This window comes from Auritidibacter ignavus (assembly GCF_029853775.1).
GTDB lineage: Bacteria > Actinomycetota > Actinomycetes > Actinomycetales > Micrococcaceae > Auritidibacter > Auritidibacter ignavus.
Map to the genome: position 1 here is coordinate 1,918,496 of NZ_CP122564.1, position 20,186 is coordinate 1,938,681.

Consider the following 20,186-nt stretch of genomic DNA (forward strand, 5'->3'; position numbering starts at 1 on the left):
CGGTACACCTGGCAGCAGGTGCACCGGCTCGCTGGTTTTGATCAGTGGTGGCTGTTGTGGCTGACTGAGCTGTGGTCTGATTTGATCTGAGCGAGTGCGGGGATTAGAGGTGCTCCAGACCGTAGGCCAGCACGGCAGGGCCGAGCTCACCGACCTTGTCGAATCCTTCACCCACGGTCTTGCCCTGCAGGTAGCGGTAGTGGATGCCCTCCATGATCACCGCTAACTTGAAGGCACCCAGGCCCAGGTAGAAATCAATCTGGTCCAGGTCCCGCTGGGAGCGCTCCGCGTAGCGTTGCAGAAGCTCGTCCTGGCTGATGAAGCCCGGGGCCAGGGCAACATCGGACACCGATTCGGCGGCGTGGCCACCCCGGGTGGCCAAGGCGTTGTACACCACGGTCAGAGCCAGATCTGCTAGCGGGTCGCCCAGGGTCGCCATCTCCCAGTCGAGCACCGCCAGGACTTCGTCCTGCTGGTCGGTGCCGGTGGCGCCAATTAGCGTGTTGTCGAGCCGGAAGTCGCCGTGGACAATGCTGACCTCGGAGTGCTCCGGGATCTGGGACTCTAGCCGGCGGTGTAGCTGCTCAAACTCGGGGATATCCCGCGACAGGGAGGCATCCAGCTGTTTCTTCCACCGGGACACCTGGCGCTGCAGGTAGTTGGCAGGTTTACCGAAGTCCTGTAGCCCCACCTCGGCCGGATCGATGGCATGCAGATCGACCAGCGTGTCCAGGATCCGCTCCGAAATTTTGCGGGTCCGCTCTGCTCCGATCGGTTCCAGCTGGCGGGCATACCGGTAGGTGGTGCCCTCGATGAAATCCATCAGGTAGAACGGGGCGCCCAGCACCTCGGTGTCCTCACACAGCGTGACCGCATTGGGGACTGGGAAACTGGTCGGGGTCAGTGCGGAGATCACTCGATACTCACGCGACATATCGTGAGCGGTGGCCAGCACGTGACCAATGGGAGGTCGGCGTAGCGCCCAGGTGCTGCGCCCATCAGTGACCCGGTAGGTGATATTGGACTTACCACCGGTAATCAGATCGGCAGACAGTTGCCCTTCGGGGTCAACGAGTCCCGGGTGGTGATCATCCAGGTAGGTACGAACCGCGGCTAAGCTCAGCCCGGGCAGGTCCTCACCCGGCGCCGCGTGGCCTGTGGAGTTGTCAGGCTCGCTCATGATCTATCGTCTCCTCTTGCTGTTCTTCCCTGTTCCGCACCGTGCGCTGTGGCAGGCTTGCTTAGGCAGAACCGCCGGCCACGGTGATGCCACCATCGACCACCAAGATTTCACCGGTGATCCACGAGGCGGCATCGGAGGCGAGGAAGGCCACCGCAGTGGCAATGTCTTCGGGGGTGCCCAGCCGCTTGGCCGGGTACTCAGCTGCCACGGTCTCTTCCCGGCCCTCGTACAGGGCCTTGGCGAAATTGGTCTTGACCACCGCGGGTGCGACGGCGTTGACGCGGATGTTCGGGCCGAGCTCGACAGCTAAGGTGCGGGTCAGGTGGGAAACGGCTGATTTGGACACGCCGTACAGGCCAATACCGGCTGAGGGGATAATCGAGGAGACAGAGGTTAGGTTCACGATCGAACCGTGGTCTTTGAAGCCCAGCTCGTCATCGGCGATGACTTCCTGAACCCAGGCCAAGGTGGAGATCACGTTGACTTCCAGAATCTTTTGGACGGCTTCCAGCTCGATCTCGGCCAGCGGGCCGTAGACCGGGTTGATCCCGGCGTTGTTGACCAGCACATCCAGGCGACCGAAATTGTCCTTGACCTGAGCGAGAACCTCGGGACGGTGCTCGGGATCGTGCGACTTTCCGGCGATCCCGATCGCGCGACCGGAGGAACCGGCCTTGCCGGCCAGTTCGTTGAGGTGCTCGGCGGCTTCCTGCAGGGGGCCTTCCTTCCGGGCGGTAATCACAACATTCGCCCCGCGAGCGATCAGCTCTTCAGCAATGCCCAGGCCGATCCCGCGAGAAGCGCCGGTGACCACGGCGGTCTTGCCGGCGAAGTCTTGTGGTTTGGCCTCAGCGTGCTGTTGCGATGATGCGGTGGTTTCGGTAGTCACGGTCCGGGACCCTCCAGTCGATAGTGGTATGCAGTGGGCGGTGGGAGAATGCTTCTCCCCTGATCACCCCTTTAGAGTAACCCGGGTCACAGAGGATTGGAAAGTAGCTCACCTAAAACGACACTGTTGGCCGATAAGTTACATGCGCCGGTTAAACCGGTGGCTGGGCCCGGGCAGGTGGTGCCATCTCGTCACCCGATGTGGCGATGAGAGCTGGACACCACCGGCCACGGACCCAGTGCTAGCGCTTGCGGTTACTCCATGGCCAGCCCCTGGACCGGCGGGGTCTTCACCGCCCGGCGGGCCGGGGCGATGGAGGCCAGCAGGCCGGCCAGGGCCGCTACTGCCAGGATGATCAGCATCTCCACCCACGGGACGGTGAGTCCCACCACCTCGGAAGAGGACTGGCTCAGCGTGTCATCGGCTAGTAGCGGCTGGAAGAGCGCTTGGGCCCCGGCCCAGCCGTAGAACACTCCGAGCACACAGCCGAGCACGGCGCCTACCGCTGCGATCAACATCGCCTCCCAGGCCAGCATCGAGCGGAGCCCCCCACGGGTCAGCCCCAACGCGCGCATCAGCGAGTTCTCTCGGGTGCGTTCCATGGTGGACAGCGAGAGCGTATTGGCGACGCCGACCAGCGCGATGATCACCGAGATGGCCAGCAAGGCGACCACGATCAGCAAGAGCATGTCGATCACCATCTGGTAGAGGGCCTTCTCGGCCGCGGGCGCAGTGACGTTGGCGGTCTCGTCCAGCTGGGTATTGATCGAGGTGAACAGTTCGGTGAGTTCGTTCATGCTCAGACCGTCGTCGACACTGAACCAGACCTGACCGCCAGGCGAGACCGGGGCGGCAGAGTCCGGGGAGTCTGGCAGGCTCTCGGCCGGCATGGGGCCACCCAACGCCTCGGCGGTGGCGGGCGAGACCAGCGGGTTCTGCAATGACGTCTCGGTTCGCTGCACCGTCAGCGTCAGCGTGGTGCCGTCGGCGCCGGTGACCTCCAGGGTCTGCGGGGTCGGATCGTGCCCCAGGTCTTGCCCCTGTTGCTCGATCCATGACGGCAACAACACCGTGTGCTTTTCCTCGAGCATCTCGACGTCTTGATCCGGAATGCCGACCGCGGTCAGCGCGTCGGGCTGGGCGGACTGGACCTGTTGTAGCGTTCCACTGGAGTCCTCGTAGGTGCCGACAGTCTCGATCACGGCAGTGTTCTGCACGTGCTCGAATTGCTCGATATCTTCGGCGGTGGTGGCGGGATCGGCCAGCTCCGTGATGACGGCATCGACCGGGAAATTCGAGGTCAGTAGCTTGTCGGCTTGCGCCTGAGCGATGCGTCCACCGGTGAGCATCAGCGTGACCAGCGTGGTGCCCACCAGCAGTGCGGTGGCGGTCGAGGCGGTGCGGGACCGGTTGCGCACCGCATTCAGCTGGGCCATTCGGCCCGGGACCCCGCCCAGACCACGCAGGAGCGCGCCCACACCGTAGACCGCGCCCGGAACGAACAGCACCGCCAGCAACAATATGCCGATGAAGGAGATGACCCCACCCAGGATCGCCAGCAGTAACTGGCCGACCAGGGCGGTGCCGACCATCAGCGCCGAGCCGCCCACGAACAGTACCGCACCAATGATCAACCGGATGATGCCGGTCTTCTGCTGCACTCCGGTCGGCTCCATCGGACGCAGCGCGGCCAGCGGGGAGACCCGGGTGGCGCGCAGGGCCGGGGAGAAGGCGGCGACCACAGTGATCACCACACCGGCCACCAGCACCCAGAGCAGGTTCAGCTCTGCTCCGAAGGTCAGTTGCGGCATGTTGAGTAGCTGAGATCCCAGGAAGACCAGCAAGGCCATCAAGCCTACCGCGAGCCCGAGGCCGATCACCGAGCCGATCAGGCCGATCGCGAAGGATTCCAGCAATACCGAGGAGCGGACTTGGCCGCGGGTGGCGCCCAAGACCCGTTGCAGGGCCAGTTGTTGGGAGCGCTGGGCGACCAGCACCTGGAAGGTATTGGCGATCACCAGCATCGTGACAAACAGGGCGACCACCGCAAAGGCCAAGAGCACGCCGACTAATTCGGCGGCCACGGGGGTTTCCTCGAGTTCAGCAGCGATGGTGTGCTCTGGGGTGTCGACCTGGATCGTGGTGGTGATGCGGTCGTCAGCGGTTTGACGCTCGGCCCACGACGTCAGCTCGGCCAGGGCCTGGTCCGTGGAGGCACCGTCGGCGAGCCGGATCAGCGTGTAGTCGGTGAAGACGGTGTCGGCCTGCTCGGCGGATTCGTCAGTAGCTGGTTGACCGGATCCGTCGCCGGTCTCGGGGTCCTGGCTGGGTACGGCGTTGAAGGCTTCGACCAGGTCCGTGGAGCCGATCGCCTGGTAGCCGTAGACCATCATCGGGTTGGTGGTGCTCGGCAAGGTACCGGTCAGGGTGGCGGTGACCGGGCCGTTGGGGCCCTCGAGCTCGAAGGTGTCGCCAATATCGAGACCGAGCTTTTCGGCCGCCTCAGCGTTCAGGGCAATCTCGCCGCTGCCGTCGTGGGCCGGCAGCTCGCCCCGAGTCGGTTCGGTAGCCACTAACGAGTGATCCCGCGGGGCCGGTTGTAACAGCAAGGGCGCCGCGTTGGGCTCAGTGTCGGTTCCGAGGGGAACATAGGTGGTGCTCGGCGAGTAGGCCTCGGCGACGGTATCGAGCTCTTCCAGCTCTCGCTGGGTGTCTGGATCGGCCAGCAATAAGGCCGCATCGGAATACGGGTCCGGGGACAACACCACATCGGAGGTCGAATAGGTCTCTCCGAGGGTGGCTTTCAGGGTCGCGGTTGAGGTGGATCCGACCAGGAGCGCTCCGGCGAGAAACATGGTGCCGATCACGATCGCGATCAGCACCGATACGTACCGGCGAGGGCTGTGGCGGATCTGGGAGAGGGCAATTTTCAGGGTCGGTGCCATCGTTTAGACCTCCCCCATCTCGGACATGGCCTGCAGCACTGATTCGGTGGTGGGCCGGTGGATCTCACCGGTGACCGCCCCGTCGGTGAGCAGAATAACCCGGTCGGCGTAGCTGGCCGCGGTGGGGTCGTGGGTGACCATGATGATGGTCTGGCCTAACTGTCGGGCCGAGTTCTGCAGGAAGGTCAACACCTCGGTTCCGGTGGCGGTATCCAATGCGCCGGTGGGCTCATCGGCGAAGATCACATCCGGGCGGGTCAGTAGCGCGCGGGCGACGGCGACGCGTTGTTGCTGGCCACCGGAGAGCTGGTGGGGTTTATGATTCAGCCGCTCGGTCAGGCCCAGTACCTCGACGATCTGGCGGAACCAGGCGCGATCTGGTGTGGTGCCGGCCAGATCGAGCGGGAGCAGAATATTTTGTTCGGCGCTCAGGGTCGGGACCAGGTTGAAGGCCTGGAAAATGAACCCGACCTTGGACCGGCGCAGGATAGTGAGTTGTTTATCGTTCAGACCGGTGATGATTTCGCCGCCTAAGGCAATTTGGCCGGAGTCGACGGTATCAAGTCCGGCCAGAGCGTGCATCAGGGTCGATTTTCCCGATCCGGAAGGCCCCATGATCGCGGTGAACTCTCCGGGGGCGAAGGAAACGGAAACGTTGTGGAGAGCGGTGACCTGCGTGTTCTCGGAGCCATAGACCTTGGAGAGGTTCTTGGCCGCCACGGCAGGATATTGATGAGTGGGTGCATGATGTTGTGTCATGCTTCTATCCTGCTCGGTCGGGCTGGCAGGCACATCGGCGCCTAGAACGATTCTGCCGACCCCGATCGCACCGGGCCTCCTCCTGCAGGAGGAGGCCAACACGAGCCGGGGTGGGGTGGTGGGGTCAGTACTCGATCACCACGCGACCGTCGATCTTACCGTGGCGCATCTCGTCAAAGATCTCATTGATCTCAGCTAACGGCCGGCGGTGGAAGGTGGGATGGATCTTGCCGGCGGCATAGAACTCCAGGGCCTCCACCATGTCCTGACGGGTGCCGACCACCGAGCCACGGATGGTCAACCCTTTCAGGACAATATCGAAGATCGGGGCCGGGAACTCACCCGGGGGAAGTCCGTGGAAGACGATCGTGCCCCCGCGACGGGCCATATTGATCGCTTGGCCGAACGCGTCGGGGTGCACCGCAGTGACCAGCACGCCGTGAGCGCCACCGATGGTCTGCTGAATCTCGATCGATGGGTCGGCCACGTTGGCGTTGACGGTCAATTCGGCGCCGTGTTGACGAGCCAGGGCGAGTTTGTCATCGGCAATATCCACCGCGGCCACGCGCATGCCCATGGCCACCGCGTACTGCACGGCAATATGGCCCAGCCCGCCGATCCCGGAGATCACGACCCATTGACCGGGTTGGACTTCGCTCCGTTTGAGCCCCTTATACACGGTGACTCCGGCGCACAGCACCGGGGCGACTTCATAGGGGTCAGCACCGGCGGGGATCATCGCCGCATAGCGCGTATCGACCAGCATGTATTCGCCGAATGAGCCATCGACGGTGTAGCCACCGTTGTCTTGCTCTTCACACAGGGTCTCCCAGCCGGTGCGGCAGTGCTCGCAGTGCCCGCACGCGCTATACAGCCAGGCGTTGCCGACCAGATCGCCGATCGAGACATTGGTGACCTGGTCTCCGAGAGCTTCGACCACGCCCACCCCTTCGTGACCGGGGATAAACGGTGGGGAGGGTTTGACTGGCCAGTCGCCTTCGGCGGCGTGTAAGTCGGTGTGGCAGACCCCGGAGGAGATCAGCTTGACCAGTGCTTGGTGGCCGGTGGGGGTGGGTACGCCGGCGTCTTTGACCGTCAGGTCATCGCCGAACTGCGTGACGACGGCGGCCTTCATGGTGGATGCAAGGGGTGTTGGGGGTGTCATGATTTCTCACAGCTCCTGTTCTGATTCGCGGTGACGTCGAACGAGCGACGTCTCGTGGCTGTGAGTCTAATCACACGAGAATGCTGAAACGTTGCCCCCAGGTTGCACGGCTAGATAGGCACTTCAGCACGGCACTGCAACACACGGTAGCAGGGCGCGTGCGGACGGTGCCGTCTCCGCTGGATCCTGTCGATCAGTCGGATCGTGTCGCGTTAGCGGGAGTTTTGGCGCGTGGCGATTGCTCGCCAGAGGCCATACCCGGCCGGAACAACGATCAGTAGCACCCCCAGAGTGAGGATCAACGGGGAGAGGTGACCGGTGACCAGCCATAACACGCCGGTGGTGATAAGCATGATGATCCCGATCAGAGCCATCAGCACTAAGCCCAGGGTTTTGGGAGAAATTCGGTGGGTTCTCGGGAGCTCTTCGGCGGCCACGTCCTCGGCGCGGGAGGGGTAAGACGGCGGGCTGGGGTGCTCAGCCGGTTGTTGAGCACGGCGAGCAGAACGGCGTGAGGACATACCGTTATTCTGCCACGGCTATCTGGTGGCTGTCTTAGTGCTGTGGCACGATACCGGCCCGGTAGGCCGCGACCACGGCCTGCACGCGGTCGCGGGCGTGCAGTTTTTGCAAGATCTTGGACACATGGGTTTTCACGGTGGTTTCAGACACGAACAGCACCTCGGCGATCTCCTGATTGGACAGCCCTTCGGCCATTTGGATCAGCACGTCGCGCTCGCGGTTGGTCAAGGTCGCTATCGCCTGATCGAGTTCCTCGTGACAGTGCGGGGTGGCCGGGGAGGGCGTGCGCAGTTCGGTGGCCAGATGGTCGAGCAACCGGCGGGTGGTGGAGGGTGCGATCACCGCGTCGCCGTGGTGCACCGAGCGGATGCCGGACAGGAGTTGGTCGGGCGGGGCATCTTTGAGCAAGAATCCAGAGGCCCCGGCGTCGATGGCCTCCAGTGCGTATTCGTCCAGATCGAAGGTGGTCAGCACCACCACGCGGATCGTCGGGTGTTCGGCTAACAGCCGGCGGGTGGCTTCGATCCCGTTGAGTCCGGGCATGCGGATGTCCATCAACAGCACATCGCAGCCGGCGATGGCCTCGGAGGTCAGGGCCTCAGTGCCGGTGGCGGCTTCGGCGGTGACAGTGAGATCGGGCTGGGAGTTGATCAGCATGCTCAGCCCGGAGCGGACCAGGTGTTGGTCGTCGATAACGCCGATGCTGATGGGTGCTGGGGGAGTGGTCATGCGGTGGCTTTCTGGCGTGGTGGGTGTGTGCGGTGGCGGTGAGGTTGGCGGGTTGCTCTCCCGGGGGCGAGGCTAGTTTTGCTCATAGGGTATCTCTGCGTGCACGCGGAACCCACTACCGTCGTGGCGAGGCCCGGCAGAGAGGATCCCCGAGTACAAATTGAGCCGTTCGCGCATCCCGATCAGCCCGTGGCCGGTGGTGGGGGTTTGGCAGGTCTCGCCCGTCTGGCAGGTCTCGCCCGTCTGGCTGGACTCGCCCGTTCCGCCGGTGTCATCGATGGTGACCGCGACCCCGGTCGGCCGCCAGCGCACCACGACCGAAGCGCGAGCATCCTCGCCGGCGTGTTTGCCGGTATTGGTCAGCGCCTCTTGCACGGTGCGGTAGATGACTAGTTCGGCACCGGCCGGCAGCGAGCGGGCCGGGGTGCCAGAACTGGTCAGCGTGACGTGTAGCCCGGTCAGCTGCACCGTGGCGATCAGATCGTCAAGGTCGGCCAGGCCGGGCTGGGGAGCGTAGTCGGTGGTCTCGGTATCGCGCAGGACTCCCAGTAGCCCGCGCATCTGATGCAGTGCATCTCGACCAGTATCGGCCACGGTGTCGAGCGTGTCGAGGGCCAGTTGGGGATTGGTGGTGCCGGCATACCGGCCGCCATCGGCTTGGGAGATGATCACCTGCAGGGAGTGGGCGATAATGTCGTGCATCTCACGGGCGATCCGGTTGCGTTCATCGGCGGCAGCCAGCGCCCGTTCCTGGGTGGCTTCGACCTCCAGCTGTCGGGCACGATCCTGTAGGCGAGAAACAGCAAGTTTGCGGGTGCGGGCCAGGTCACCGAAAGCCCAGGGAGCCAGCACCAGCAAGGCACAGATCACGGTCAGCATGATCCCGGCGACCACTCGGCTCTCGAAGGTCTCGGTCCCGGGGGCCGGGTAGAGGTAGTAGTCGCCGGTGGTGGAGGTAAAGTCGAGCTGGATGGCTCGTTCCTCCGCGGTCAGCGGGGTCTGTAGTGCGGGATGATCGGCGGTGAGCACGTAGTGTTCGGGGGAGTAGATCACCCGCAACCCGTAGGCGATCGCGGCGAGCACGCCAGTGATCAGGCCGGCCAACGAGGCCCAGCGTGGGGCGTTTTTGGCCAGATTATAGACCATCATTGGGATGATCACCATCGAGGGGATCAGCATCGGGCCCAGAGCCAGTTGAATCAGTCCCAGCACGACCACGACCCCGGCGGCGAAGACCGGAGCGCGTCGACGGATCACCCAGGTGGCCATGTGCAGGGTGGCCAAAATCAACGTGTAGACCCCGATGCCCTCCAGCGGGAGGGCGGGCGGCCAGTACCACAGCTGCCAGGAGGACGGGTCCGAAACCGGCAGGACGTTGCTGGGAAATACCAGCACCAGCCAGATGAGGCCGGCGTCGATGGCATCGTAGGCCATCGGGTGGTTCGTGGAGAACCGATCGAGGATGCGCAACGGGTTCATCATCTCTACCCTAAGGCGTTCCGGCGGGGTGGGGGTACTGTGGTGAGAACGTCGGGACACCGCGTGGCGGTTGACCGCCCCGGTAGGCTCAAGACATGGTTGACAATGATCCCACACCACCCGATCACGCACCACAGCACACGACCATTCCCTGGCACCGACTCAGCGATGGCGGATCGATCCCCGGGATCGGATTTGGCACGCTGGTGCAGTCTCGGCAGTATCAGGCTGCCACCGAACAGGCGATTGCACACGGCTATCGGCTGATCGATACCGCGCTACGCTACGACAATGAGCGCGATGTTGGAGCCGCTGTGCGCGCCAGCGGGGTGGCCCGGCAGAATCTGGTGATCACCACCAAAATCCCGGGGCGATGTCACGGTTATGACACCGCCCGGCAGTCGATCGAAACGTCCCTGGAACGGCTCGGGCTCGACCATATCGATATTGCCTTGATCCATTGGCCACTACCGCGACTGGACCGGTATGTGGAGACCTGGCACTCGATGATCGAAATGCGCTCCCAAGGGCTGATCACCACGATTGGTGTGTCGAATTTTCTGCCCGAGCACCTATTGCGGCTGCATGCCGAGTCGGGGGTGATGCCAGAGATCAACCAGATCGAGATGCACCCGTACTTTCCGCAGGCCGACCAGCGAGCCTTCCACGCTGAGCATCATATCGTCACTGAGTCCTGGTCGCCGTTGGGGCGGGGGACTGCGATCATGCAGGAGCCGGTGATCGCCCAGATCGCTGGGGCACACGAGGTTAAGCCGGCCCAGGTGATTTTGCGCTGGCATATCCAACACGATGCGATTCCGTTGCCGGCTTCGTCTTCACCGGAGCATCAGCGGGACAATCTGGCCCTGGACTTCACGCTGACCCCGGAAGAGATGGACCAGATCGATGGCCTGGCCCGGGGCCGGATATCGGGACAGGACCCACGCACCCACGAGGAGTTCTAGATGTTTCACGAGGTGGCGTTGTTGCAACTACGGCATACCGAACTATATGATGGGATGCGCCGCAACAACAGAGTGTGGTGTTGTGTTGAGATGACAGCACGACAGATCCCCACAGGTTAAGGGAGAAGCATGCAGAGATCACGGGTGGTCACCGCGCTGGCCGCGGGAGTCGTAGCGAGTACCGCGTTGACCGGCTGCAATCTGGACGCGCCGGGAGACCAAGCTGAGGGAGACCAGCCGGTGGTCCTGACCACGTTCACGGTGCTGGCCGATATGGCCGATAATGTGGCCGGCGAACACCTACAGGTCGAATCGATCACTAAGCCTGGTGCCGAGATTCATGGTTATGAGCCGACTCCCGGCGACGTCACGAAAGCCAGTGAGGCAGATCTGATTCTGCACAATGGACTGAATCTCGAGGTGTGGTTCGAGCAGTTCGTCGCCGATGCTGATGCCGACCACGTGGTGGTCACCGAGGGGATCGAGCCGTTGAATATTACCGAAGACGCCGGGGAAGGACTACCGAATCCGCACGCCTGGATGAGCCCGGAGCTGGCTCAGGTGTACGTGGACAATATGGCCGAGGCGTTTGGAGAACTGGATCCCGATCACGCCGAGGACTATCAGGCCAATGCGGAAGCGTATAAGGAAGAGTTACAGGATATTCAAGACGAGCTGATCGCCGAACTAGACCAGGTGCCCGAACAGCAGCGGGCTCTGGTGACCTGTGAGGGCGCGTTCTCCTATTTGGCCGCCGATGCCGGATTGACCGAGGACTACATTTGGCCGGTGAACGCCGAAGAAGAGGCGACCCCGCAGCAGATTGCTGACACCATCGAGTTTGTCTCCGACAACGATGTGCCGGCGGTGTTCTGCGAGTCCACGGTCAACGATCAGGCAATGCAACAAGTGGTGTCGGCCACCGACGCCGAGTTCGGCGGTACGCTGTATGTTGACTCACTGTCGGAACAGGACGGCCCAGTGCCGACCTACCTGGATCTGCTCCGCCATGATGCGCAGACCATCACTGCCGCGCTGACTGAGGAAGGCGAAGACGCTGCATGACCCCACCCGATGCCACACCGGAGACCTCCTCTGGTTCAGGTAACTCGCCCGGCTGGACAGCACAGCCTGCATTCGAGGTGCACAACGTGAGCGTGCACTATGGGGAGGTGACCGCGTTGAGCGGGGTGAACCTGGTCTTGGGGGCCCGGGGGGTGACCGGTCTGGTGGGTATGAATGGCTCGGGTAAGTCCACGCTGTTCAAAACGATCATGGGGCTGATCCGGCCGACCACGGGGCGGGTGCTGATCGGCGGCGATTCCCCGCAGGTTGCGCGTAAACACGGCACGGTGGCCTATGTCCCCCAGAGCGAAGCGGTGGATTGGGCGTTTCCGATCAGCGTGCGCGAGGTGGTGATGATGGGCCGATACGGGCACATGGGTTTGACCCGACGCCCCGGACCCGATGATCACGCCGCGGTGGATGCGGCCCTGGAACAGGTGCACCTGAGTGATCTGGCTGACCGGCAAATTGGGCAACTCTCCGGCGGGCAGAAGAAGCGCGCTTTCGTGGCCCGTGGCATCGCCCAGGGGGCCGAGATCATGTTGTTGGATGAACCCTTCGCCGGAGTGGATCAGCGCAGCGAAGCCACCATGGTGGCCCTGTTGCGACAGGTAGCAGCCGAAGGGCGCACCGTGCTGGTCTCCAGCCACGATCTGCACGCGCTACCGGAGTTGGCCGATGACGCGGTGCTGTTAATGCGTCGGGTGTTATTCCACGGCCCGGTGGCTGAAGCACTCACGCCCGAAAAACTAGCCCTAGCCTTTGGGCTCCAGGATTCGGGTTCCAGGACAGCAACTCACGGGGATGAACGCGAGGGGATCAACTAGAGGGATGGATCGGTGAACCTTTTCGAATACCTCTCGGAGCTGTTGCTCGGACCACTGCAGTACGAGTTCATGGTCAGGGCACTGATCACCACGGTGACCGCCGCGGTGGTGTGTGCGTTGTTGTCCTGCTGGCTGGTACTGATCGGCTGGTCGCTGATGGGGGACGCAGTCTCCCACGCGGTGCTACCGGGTGTGGTGATCGCCTACATTCTGGGCGCACCTTTCGCCGTAGGGGCCCTGGTCTTCGGGGTGCTGGCGGTGGTACTGATCGGGGTGGTCAACGGCACCTCGCGAGTCAAGGAAGACGCCGCGATCGGGATCGTGTTCACCACACTGTTTGCCCTGGGACTCGTGCTCATCTCGGTGACCCCGTCCCACACGGACCTGGGCCACATCATTTTCGGCAATATTCTCGGGGTCTCCCCGGCTGATCTGACGCAGATCATCATTCTGGCTGCGATCGCGCTGGCGGTGCTGTTGCTCAAACGGCGGGATCTGACGCTATACGCCTTCGATGCGGTACACGCGCATGCCATCGGACTCAACCCGCGGTTGTTGGGCGCCATCTTGCTGGGGCTATTAGCTCTGACCGCGGTGGTCGCCCTGCAGGTGGTCGGGGTGATCCTGGTGGTGGCGATGTTGATCATCCCCGGGGCGACGGCCTATCTGCTCACCAACCGGTTTTCCCGGATGCTGATCATCGCCCCGACGATATCAGCGCTCGCCTCGGTGGCGGGACTGTATGCCAGCTACTGGATCGATGTCTCCCCAGGTGGGCTGGTGGTGCTGTTACAGGGGCTGGTGTTTGCGGTGGTGTACTTCTTCGCCCCGCGCCAGGGGTTGATCACCCGCTGGGTCAGGCATCGACAAGTTCAACGCTCCACGTCTGACCCGGCGCAAGTTGCTGCTGCTGGTCCTGAACGATGACATCCAGCGGGTGCGAGGCCGCATCGAGGAGTGTTAGCTCGGCGCGTTCGTGGGTGAGCTCGACGACCAGCGGCTGGCGCTGGACCAGGAGCGAGAATTTCACACCGGGTAGCTCCTCGGGCAGCTGCGGATTCAGCCGGAGCATGTTGCCACGGGTCTCGACCCCGGCGTAGCCACGGATCACCATATCCACACTGCCGGCCATCAGGCCCAGGTGCACGCCCTCGCGGGTGGTACCGCCCTGCGTGTCGGAGAGATCAACTTCCATCCCCTCGGTGAACAGCTTCCAGGAGTTCGACCGATCGATCCGGGCCGCCACCCAGCCGTGCACCAGCCGGGAGAGTGAGGAGCCGTGCGAGGTGCGGTGCAGATAGTAGTCCACGGTGGCCTCGTGGTCCTCGGCGGTGTAGACGTAGCCCAGGCGGGAGAGCATGTCGTAGAGCTCTTCGGCCGAGAACAGGTAGGTCAGCATCAGTGTATCGGCCTGTTTGGAGAGCTTATACCGGTTGGTGGTATCACCTTCGGCCTGCAAAATCAGATCCAGCCGACCGATATTGCCATACTTGGCCCGGTAGCCCTCCCAATCAAATTCCAAGAGGTCCTGGTAACCCTCAAACTGGGCGATAATGTGTCGGCCGGAGACCTCCATGAAGGGCACGGTGAGTTTCGAGGCGACATCTTCCCAGGAGGCAACTTCTTCCACAAACAGATCCAGCCAGTTGCCGACCGGGTCGTTGCGCTTTTCCAGATAGCGCAACCACTCGATGGTGGATTGCAACACCCACGCCAGCAACATATTGGTGTAGGCGTTATTGCTCAGTCCGGATCCGGGGGTATCGGGGTAGCCGTCGTGGTACTCATCCGGTCCCATCACCCCGTGGATCGAGTACCGGTCGGTGGCGGGATCATAGCTGGTTAGCGAGACGAAGAACCGGCAGATCTCGACCAGCATTTCGGCCCCGTAGTCGGAGAGGAAGGACTCATCGTGGGTGGCCTCCAGGTAGCGCAATACCGAGTAGGCGATCGCTAGTGAGACGTGGCGTTGCCGGTGGGAATTATCCGGCATCCACATCTGCGAACGGGGGTTCCACAATTCGGTGGGGGTCTCTTCTCGGCCGTCGGAGCCGGATTGCCAGGGGTACATCGCCCCGTCGTAGCCTTCGGCGGCGGCCATGGCGCGGGCTTCACCCAGCCGGCGGTAGCGGTAGAGCAACAGCCCACGGGTGTATTCCGGCCGGCGCAGGATCAGCATCGGGTGGATGTAGAGCTCATCCCAGAACAGGTGCCCACGATAGCCCTCACCGTGTAGCCCACGGGCCGGCACCGAGGCATCGAGTTCTTCACGGTTACCGAACACGGTCTGCAGCACATGGAAGGTGTGGACGTTCAACGCCAGCTGGTGGCGCAACAGCGGCCGGTCGGAGGCCATGGTGTCCACCGGGGCGGTGCGGGTAATGTCGATGGGCCGACCGAAGTCGATCTCGACGGCAAATTTCGACCACAGCACGCCCCACATCTTCTCGTGGTAGCTGAGCAGATCGCGGAAACTCTTCACCCGGTTGATCCGTTTGCTGGAGTTGATCGCCGGGGTGGAGATCGCGTGATCACGCGAGGTGGTCATCGCTGCGATCTTTTCTAGGGAGAGTTTTTCGCCCGCGGTGACCTGCAGGTCGATCTCGTGGCCGATGGTCAGCTCATCGGCGCCGGTGATCAGATTGCGGGAGAGCTCCGGGGAGTACTCGGCGTTGTGCGCGCTGGATCCCGGTGAGCCCGGGGTGAGCCGGGTGCGGGTGGCGATGGCAACATGCACCTGAGATTGGGAGGTGACGGTTTCCAGTAGTACCGTCTCGGGGTCCAGGGTCTCGGCGGTGACCGGTTCCCAGTGACGGTTGGCCAGCTGTAGATCGTCGGTGACGTTCTGATTGGCCACCCGGCCGTTGATCCCGGAGCGGACCTGGACCCGACCGGACCAGTTCTCGGCGGTGATCTTGATCTGCATAGCGGCCAGGTTCTCCCCGGCCATGGACTGGAACTGGCGGGTGGTGACCTCGGTGATCCGGCCCGAGGCGGTGCGGTAACGGATGGTGCGACTCAGCAGCCCGCGACGCAGATCCAGATGTTGGTGGTAGTCTTCCAGGCTCAGCGACGGGTTCGTCGGGGAGAGCAGAGTGCCCTGGTCGTCGGTAATGGTCACATAGGTCCAGTCGGGCAGGTTGACCATGTGCTCGGTTTCGACCACGTGACCCTGCAGGTCGGTGGTGAGCCGGTTGAACACTCCGGCGGCGTAGGAGCCGGGGTAGTGTACCTCGGAGGCCAGGGTGCCCGGCACCGAGCCACGAGTGCCCCAATACCCATTCGCCAGGGTGCACAGGGCCTCACGGGTGCCCTCATTCTCGGGTTCGTAGCCGGTGAAGTTCAGCACCCAGCGGGAGTCCATATCGTGGGTGACGCGACGGTCGAGTTTCAGCGAGGTCAGATCGTCGGTGACGATGTGGGCGCCAGCTTCAGCCAGTCGGCCGGGATCCTGTAGCCGATCGACCCCGATCACCAGGCCGAATTCTCCGGCCGTAGCAGCGGTGACCCCGGAAACGGCGTCTTCGAGCACCACCATATCTTCGGGTTCCAGCCCCATCTCATCAGCGGCGCGCAAGAACATCGCCGGGGCGGGTTTGCCCTCGAGATCTTCAGCTAAGGCGGTGTTGCCGTCAACGATGACATCGAAGTAGTCGATCACGCCACCGGCGGTGAGCACATTGGGCGCGTTGCGCGAAGAGGAGACGATCGCGGTGGGAATGCGCTCGTGGCGAAGTTTGTCGAGCACCTCGGTGGCGTCGGCGAAGACCTCCACACCGTCTAAGGCCAGCACCTTGTCGAAAAAGGACTGCTTGAGCTCGGCCAGTCCTTGCACGGTGAGCTCGCCTTCGAAATCGGCAGCGGCTTCGGGCGTGATAGTTTCGGCGTCCTCACCGATGTGGGCGCGTTCGGGCACGGACAGATCGCGGGAGGCAAAAAAGTTACGCACGCCATCCTCGCGGGGCATGCCGTCGACGAACTGCAGGTAGTCGGAGTCAACATCGAATTCTCGCAACCGGTTGGGGTCGGCGATGACGACCTCGCGGTTCATCTCCAGCTGGCCGACCGCCGGCAGGGCCTGGTCAAACAGTTTCTTCCACGCTTCGGCATGAACCTGGACAGTTTTGGTAACCACCCCATCCATATCGAAGATCACGCCACGATAGTGACGCAGTCCGTGACGTCCAACAGAGGAGGTGACCTGATTCGAGGTGCTCAGTGGATGCATGATTCCATCGTAGGGTCAATCAACCCACCTGGCGGAAGAACTGCCGTGCGCCAGGTGGGTTGTGGTACGCCGTGATGATGTTCACAGCCGGATCAGCCGGTGCGCTTAGGCGGTGAGGGCGTTTTTGGTGTTCTTCCGGCGCCAGATCTGTAGCCCAGCCACGATCGCGATCACGGCGAGCCCACCCAGCGAGCTGAGGATCTCGGGGAAGATCAGCAGAATACCGCCGGCGATCAGGGTGACCGATTCCCACCAGTGAGACCGGTCGAGGAAGTAGCCGGCCGTGGCTGCTGCCAGGGCGGTCATCCCGATGATCACGAACACCAGCGTGCGTAGGAAGGTCAGGATCCCGTCGTCGCCCTGGAAGAGCAGGGCGGGTTCGAAGGCGAAGACGAACGGCACCATAAATCCAGCGATGGCCACGCGCAGGGCGGTAACGCCCGAGACCAGCGGGTTGGAGCCGGCAATCCCCGAGGCCGCGTAGGCGGCCAAACACACCGGTGGAGTGATATCGGCCAGCAAGCCGAAGTAGAACACGAACAGGTGGGCGGCCAGTACGGGCACATCGAAGGTTTCGATCAGGATCGGGGCGGCCACCGAGGCGGTGACCACGTAGTTGGCGGTGGTAGGCAACCCCATGCCCAGCACTAGGCAGGCGATGGCGGTATAGACCAACACCAACAGGAAGCTCCCGCCGGCCAGGGTGAGGATCCCATTGGAGATCTGACCCCCTAGCCCGGTGGCGTTAACGGTGCCGGCAACCATTCCTGCCGAAGCGCAGGCGGCGATCACCGGCAGGGCTGCCTTCGCACCGTCTTCCAAACACAGCACGAGTTCTTTCAGGTTCATCCGGGTCGAGGCGCGCAACAGCGAAATGATCAAGGTGGCTGCCAGGCCCCACAGGGCCGCATTGGCCGGGGTGCGACCGGCCAGCATCAGCCCGATGATTACCGCCAGCGGTAGCAACATGTCGACCTTGCGGGCCAGCAGTTTCCATGCCGGGAGATAATCGGAGTCCAGACCGCGGATTTTGTACCGCTTGGCTTCGTAGTGCACCGAGAGCATTGCGCCCAAGAAATACAGTACCGCCGGGACAATGGCGATCACGATGATGGTCTGATACGGGATCCCGGTGTATTCGGCCATGATGAACACCGCGGCACCCATGATCGGGGGCATGATCTGACCACCGGTGGAGGCGGTGGCCTCGGTCGCGGCAGCGAAGGTGGGTTTGAAGCCAATGCGTTTCATCAGCGGGATCGTGAAGGAACCGGAGGCCACGGTGTTGGCCACCGAGGAACCGGTGACAGTACCCTGCATGGCCGAGGCCACCACCGCGGCCTTGGCCGGACCGCCGGTAAACCGGCCGGTGAGTTTGGTGGCTAGCGAGTTGAAATAGGCTCCGATATCGGTCTTCAGCAGTAGCACACCAAAGAGCAGGAACAGGAACACGAAGGTCGAAGACACCTGGATCGGGGTGCCAAAGATCGACCGGGTGGTGAAGAAGGTCTGTTCGACCACATTGTCCAGCGAGGAGCCGGCGTGGTCGAACACTGGAACGAGATCGCCGCGCCAGAAGTACAGCAGGGCACAGATCGCGATGATGACAATCGGTAGACCCACGCAACGACGGGTGGCTTCCAGGATCAGGATGATACCGGCTGCGGCGACGAAGGTATCGAGGTTGGAGTAACCGAATAGTTGCACGTCGACGCTGGTGATGTAGTCGTAGCGGTAGACCAGGTACCCGAAGACGGCCAGACAGCCCAGAGCCAGGACCGTATCCACCCCCAGGGAGGTGAAGTACGCCCAGGACCGGGTGTTGGCCTTGATGCCAAGCTTTTTGTGGATCGGATACAGCAGGTAAATCATCGCCATGGCCGATCCGACGTGGATGGCACCTTGGATCAGGATGGGGCGGGAGCCAGCGAGTGCGGTATAGAGCTGGAAGATGGTCAGACAAGCGCCGACGATAAAGACCAGAATGCGCCACAGGCCCATCTCGCTGTTGAGTCGGTAGCGGGCGGCGACGTCGTGTTCGCGCAGGACCTGTTCGGCGGCCTCGGCGTTGGCCGCGGAGTCGCTCTGGCCTTGTTGCAGAGCTTCGACTTCTGCGGCGGTGAGAACAGCGGAGGGTTGCTGCTCCTGGGTGGAGGAGGGGTCAGGTTGTTGCGCCACGGCGTATCCCTTCAGACTGAAACCTGATCGTCAGTGGTGTCGACGATGTACCAAGTGCTCGAGAGCACTGCATGAGCATGAGTGATGAGGTGGGGACCGGTATCGGCCACGCCGGACCATCAACGCCAATCGCCCGGTTGCGAGAAACACGCTGGTCGTTGATGGCCCGGTGGTGAATGGTCGATGGGTGGTTTACTCTTCGTCTGCTCCGTCCTCGTCAGCGTCATCGCCACCGTCGCCGCCGTTAGCGGAGGCGCCGACCTCGTCGAAGTACTTCTGAGCACCGGGGTGAACCGGAATATCCCCCACGCCCAGCAGTCCGTCTTCAGCGTTGATCAGATCAGCCTGGGGTAAGGAAATATCATCGGCGTTTTCGTAGACAGTCTTGGTGAGCTCGTAGGCATCGTCCTCGCTGATCTGGCTGGTGGAGCCCAGCAACGCAGCGTAGACGGTCACGGTGAGCACATCGTCTTCGACGAAGTCGTAGGTGCCGGCTTCGATGGTGTAGGTCTCGAACAGTGTGTCGCCGGCGATGGCGTCAGCTTCTTCTTGATCCAGGGAGACCAGCTTCACATCATTGGTGGAAGCCAGTTCTTGCAGACTGGCCGCCGGAACACCCAGAATTTCGATGGAGGCGTCAATGTGGCCATCCTGTAGCAGGGAACGACCCTCGGTGAAACCTTCTTCATAGGCCTCATAGTCGCCCTCTTCCAGGCCGTAGGCTTCCAGGATCTCTAGGGCCACAGCGCGGGTACCGGAGCCGGGGGCACCGATGCCGACTCGCTTACCCTCCAGGTCCGAGATGGTGTCGATGCCGTTGCCTTCCAGGGTGATCACCTGAGCGGCTTCGGGGTAGAGCTGACCGATCCAGGCCACGTTCTCGATCCCGCCTTCAGCGCCCTCGAACTGGCCGGTGCCGGAAATGGCTTCCTGGGCGGTGTTGTTCTGGGAGAAGCCCAGCTGAGCAGAACCGTTGTTAATACGACCAATGTTGTCGGCGGACCCATCGGTTTCGATGGCGTCCAAGCTCAGATCGGTGTTCTGACCGATGACGTTGGCGTACTCGTTGCCCAGCGGGAAATACACGCCAGACGACGAGCCGGTGGCGAAGGTGATGTCCTGGGTATATTCGGCGTCGCCGCCACCACCGTTACCGCCTTCGTCGCCACAGGCAGTCAGCGCCAAGGCGGCCACTGCCGTGGCTGCCACCACTTTCAGCGAGGTGAATGCTTTCATGAGTTCTCTCCTATGG

15 protein-coding genes are annotated in these 20,186 nt (G+C 62.8%); 4 read left to right on the top strand and 11 right to left on the bottom strand.

Annotation, left to right across the window (positions count from 1 at the left end; genetic code table 11):
* Positions 1-103: 103 nt before the first annotated feature.
* The 8 genes from QDX22_RS08810 to QDX22_RS08845 all read right to left on the bottom strand — a co-directional run bounded on the left by QDX22_RS08810 (position 104) and on the right by QDX22_RS08845 (position 9,674).
* Positions 104-1,180, bottom strand: a complete 1,077-nt coding sequence (locus tag QDX22_RS08810; protein WP_110100877.1) for a phosphotransferase family protein — start codon at positions 1,178-1,180, stop codon at positions 104-106.
* A 61-nt stretch (positions 1,181-1,241) separates the two neighbouring features.
* The gene (locus tag QDX22_RS08815) at positions 1,242-2,072 is read right to left on the bottom strand and encodes an SDR family oxidoreductase (protein ID WP_110110905.1); all 831 of its coding nucleotides are present in this window, start codon (positions 2,070-2,072) and stop codon (positions 1,242-1,244) included.
* A 254-nt stretch (positions 2,073-2,326) separates the two neighbouring features.
* Positions 2,327-5,017 (bottom strand): ABC transporter permease, encoded by a 2,691-nt coding sequence (locus QDX22_RS08820; protein ID WP_279717766.1) that lies wholly within the window; start codon positions 5,015-5,017, stop codon positions 2,327-2,329.
* 3 nt (positions 5,018-5,020) lie between these two features.
* Positions 5,021-5,776, bottom strand: a complete 756-nt coding sequence (locus QDX22_RS08825) for an ABC transporter ATP-binding protein (protein WP_110110903.1) — start codon at positions 5,774-5,776, stop codon at positions 5,021-5,023.
* A gap of 124 nt (positions 5,777-5,900) precedes the next feature.
* A complete protein-coding gene (gene adhP, locus QDX22_RS08830) occupies positions 5,901-6,941 on the bottom strand; it encodes an alcohol dehydrogenase AdhP (RefSeq protein ID WP_110110902.1) in 1,041 nt (346 codons plus the stop codon).
* A gap of 212 nt (positions 6,942-7,153) precedes the next feature.
* Complete coding sequence (locus QDX22_RS08835) at positions 7,154-7,462, bottom strand: hypothetical protein (protein ID WP_110110901.1); 309 nt, start codon at positions 7,460-7,462, stop codon at positions 7,154-7,156.
* Between the two features lie 34 nt (positions 7,463-7,496).
* Positions 7,497-8,192, bottom strand: a complete 696-nt coding sequence (locus QDX22_RS08840; RefSeq protein WP_166769928.1) for a response regulator — start codon at positions 8,190-8,192, stop codon at positions 7,497-7,499.
* A gap of 72 nt (positions 8,193-8,264) precedes the next feature.
* Entirely contained in the window at positions 8,265-9,674 is a 1,410-nt protein-coding gene (locus QDX22_RS08845) for a sensor histidine kinase (protein ID WP_122548997.1), read from the bottom strand.
* 92 nt (positions 9,675-9,766) lie between these two features.
* On the opposite strand from QDX22_RS08845, the gene QDX22_RS08850 reads away from it, so the two are divergent.
* From QDX22_RS08850 to QDX22_RS08865, 4 genes are all read left to right on the top strand, one after another.
* The gene (locus QDX22_RS08850) at positions 9,767-10,636 is read left to right on the top strand and encodes an aldo/keto reductase (RefSeq protein WP_110098849.1); all 870 of its coding nucleotides are present in this window, start codon (positions 9,767-9,769) and stop codon (positions 10,634-10,636) included.
* A gap of 129 nt (positions 10,637-10,765) precedes the next feature.
* On the top strand, positions 10,766-11,701 hold the full coding sequence (locus QDX22_RS08855) for a metal ABC transporter substrate-binding protein (protein ID WP_110098848.1): 936 nt from the start codon (positions 10,766-10,768) through the stop codon (positions 11,699-11,701).
* Complete coding sequence (locus tag QDX22_RS08860; protein WP_110100869.1) at positions 11,698-12,528, top strand: metal ABC transporter ATP-binding protein; 831 nt, start codon at positions 11,698-11,700, stop codon at positions 12,526-12,528. The genes QDX22_RS08855 and QDX22_RS08860 overlap by 4 nt, the downstream gene beginning before the upstream one ends.
* Before the next feature lie 69 nt (positions 12,529-12,597).
* Positions 12,598-13,455, top strand: a complete 858-nt coding sequence (locus tag QDX22_RS08865) for a metal ABC transporter permease (protein WP_208392267.1) — start codon at positions 12,598-12,600, stop codon at positions 13,453-13,455.
* On the opposite strand, the gene QDX22_RS08870 is transcribed toward QDX22_RS08865, so the two are convergent.
* The 3 genes from QDX22_RS08870 to QDX22_RS08880 form a co-directional block, all read right to left on the bottom strand.
* A complete protein-coding gene (locus QDX22_RS08870; protein ID WP_122548998.1) occupies positions 13,385-16,756 on the bottom strand; it encodes a beta-phosphoglucomutase family hydrolase in 3,372 nt (1,123 codons plus the stop codon). The genes QDX22_RS08865 and QDX22_RS08870 overlap by 71 nt on opposite strands.
* Before the next feature lie 105 nt (positions 16,757-16,861).
* Entirely contained in the window at positions 16,862-18,934 is a 2,073-nt protein-coding gene (locus QDX22_RS08875) for a TRAP transporter permease (protein ID WP_233487911.1), read from the bottom strand.
* A gap of 192 nt (positions 18,935-19,126) precedes the next feature.
* Positions 19,127-20,170, bottom strand: a complete 1,044-nt coding sequence (locus QDX22_RS08880) for a TAXI family TRAP transporter solute-binding subunit (protein ID WP_110100867.1) — start codon at positions 20,168-20,170, stop codon at positions 19,127-19,129.
* Positions 20,171-20,186 lie beyond the last annotated feature (16 nt).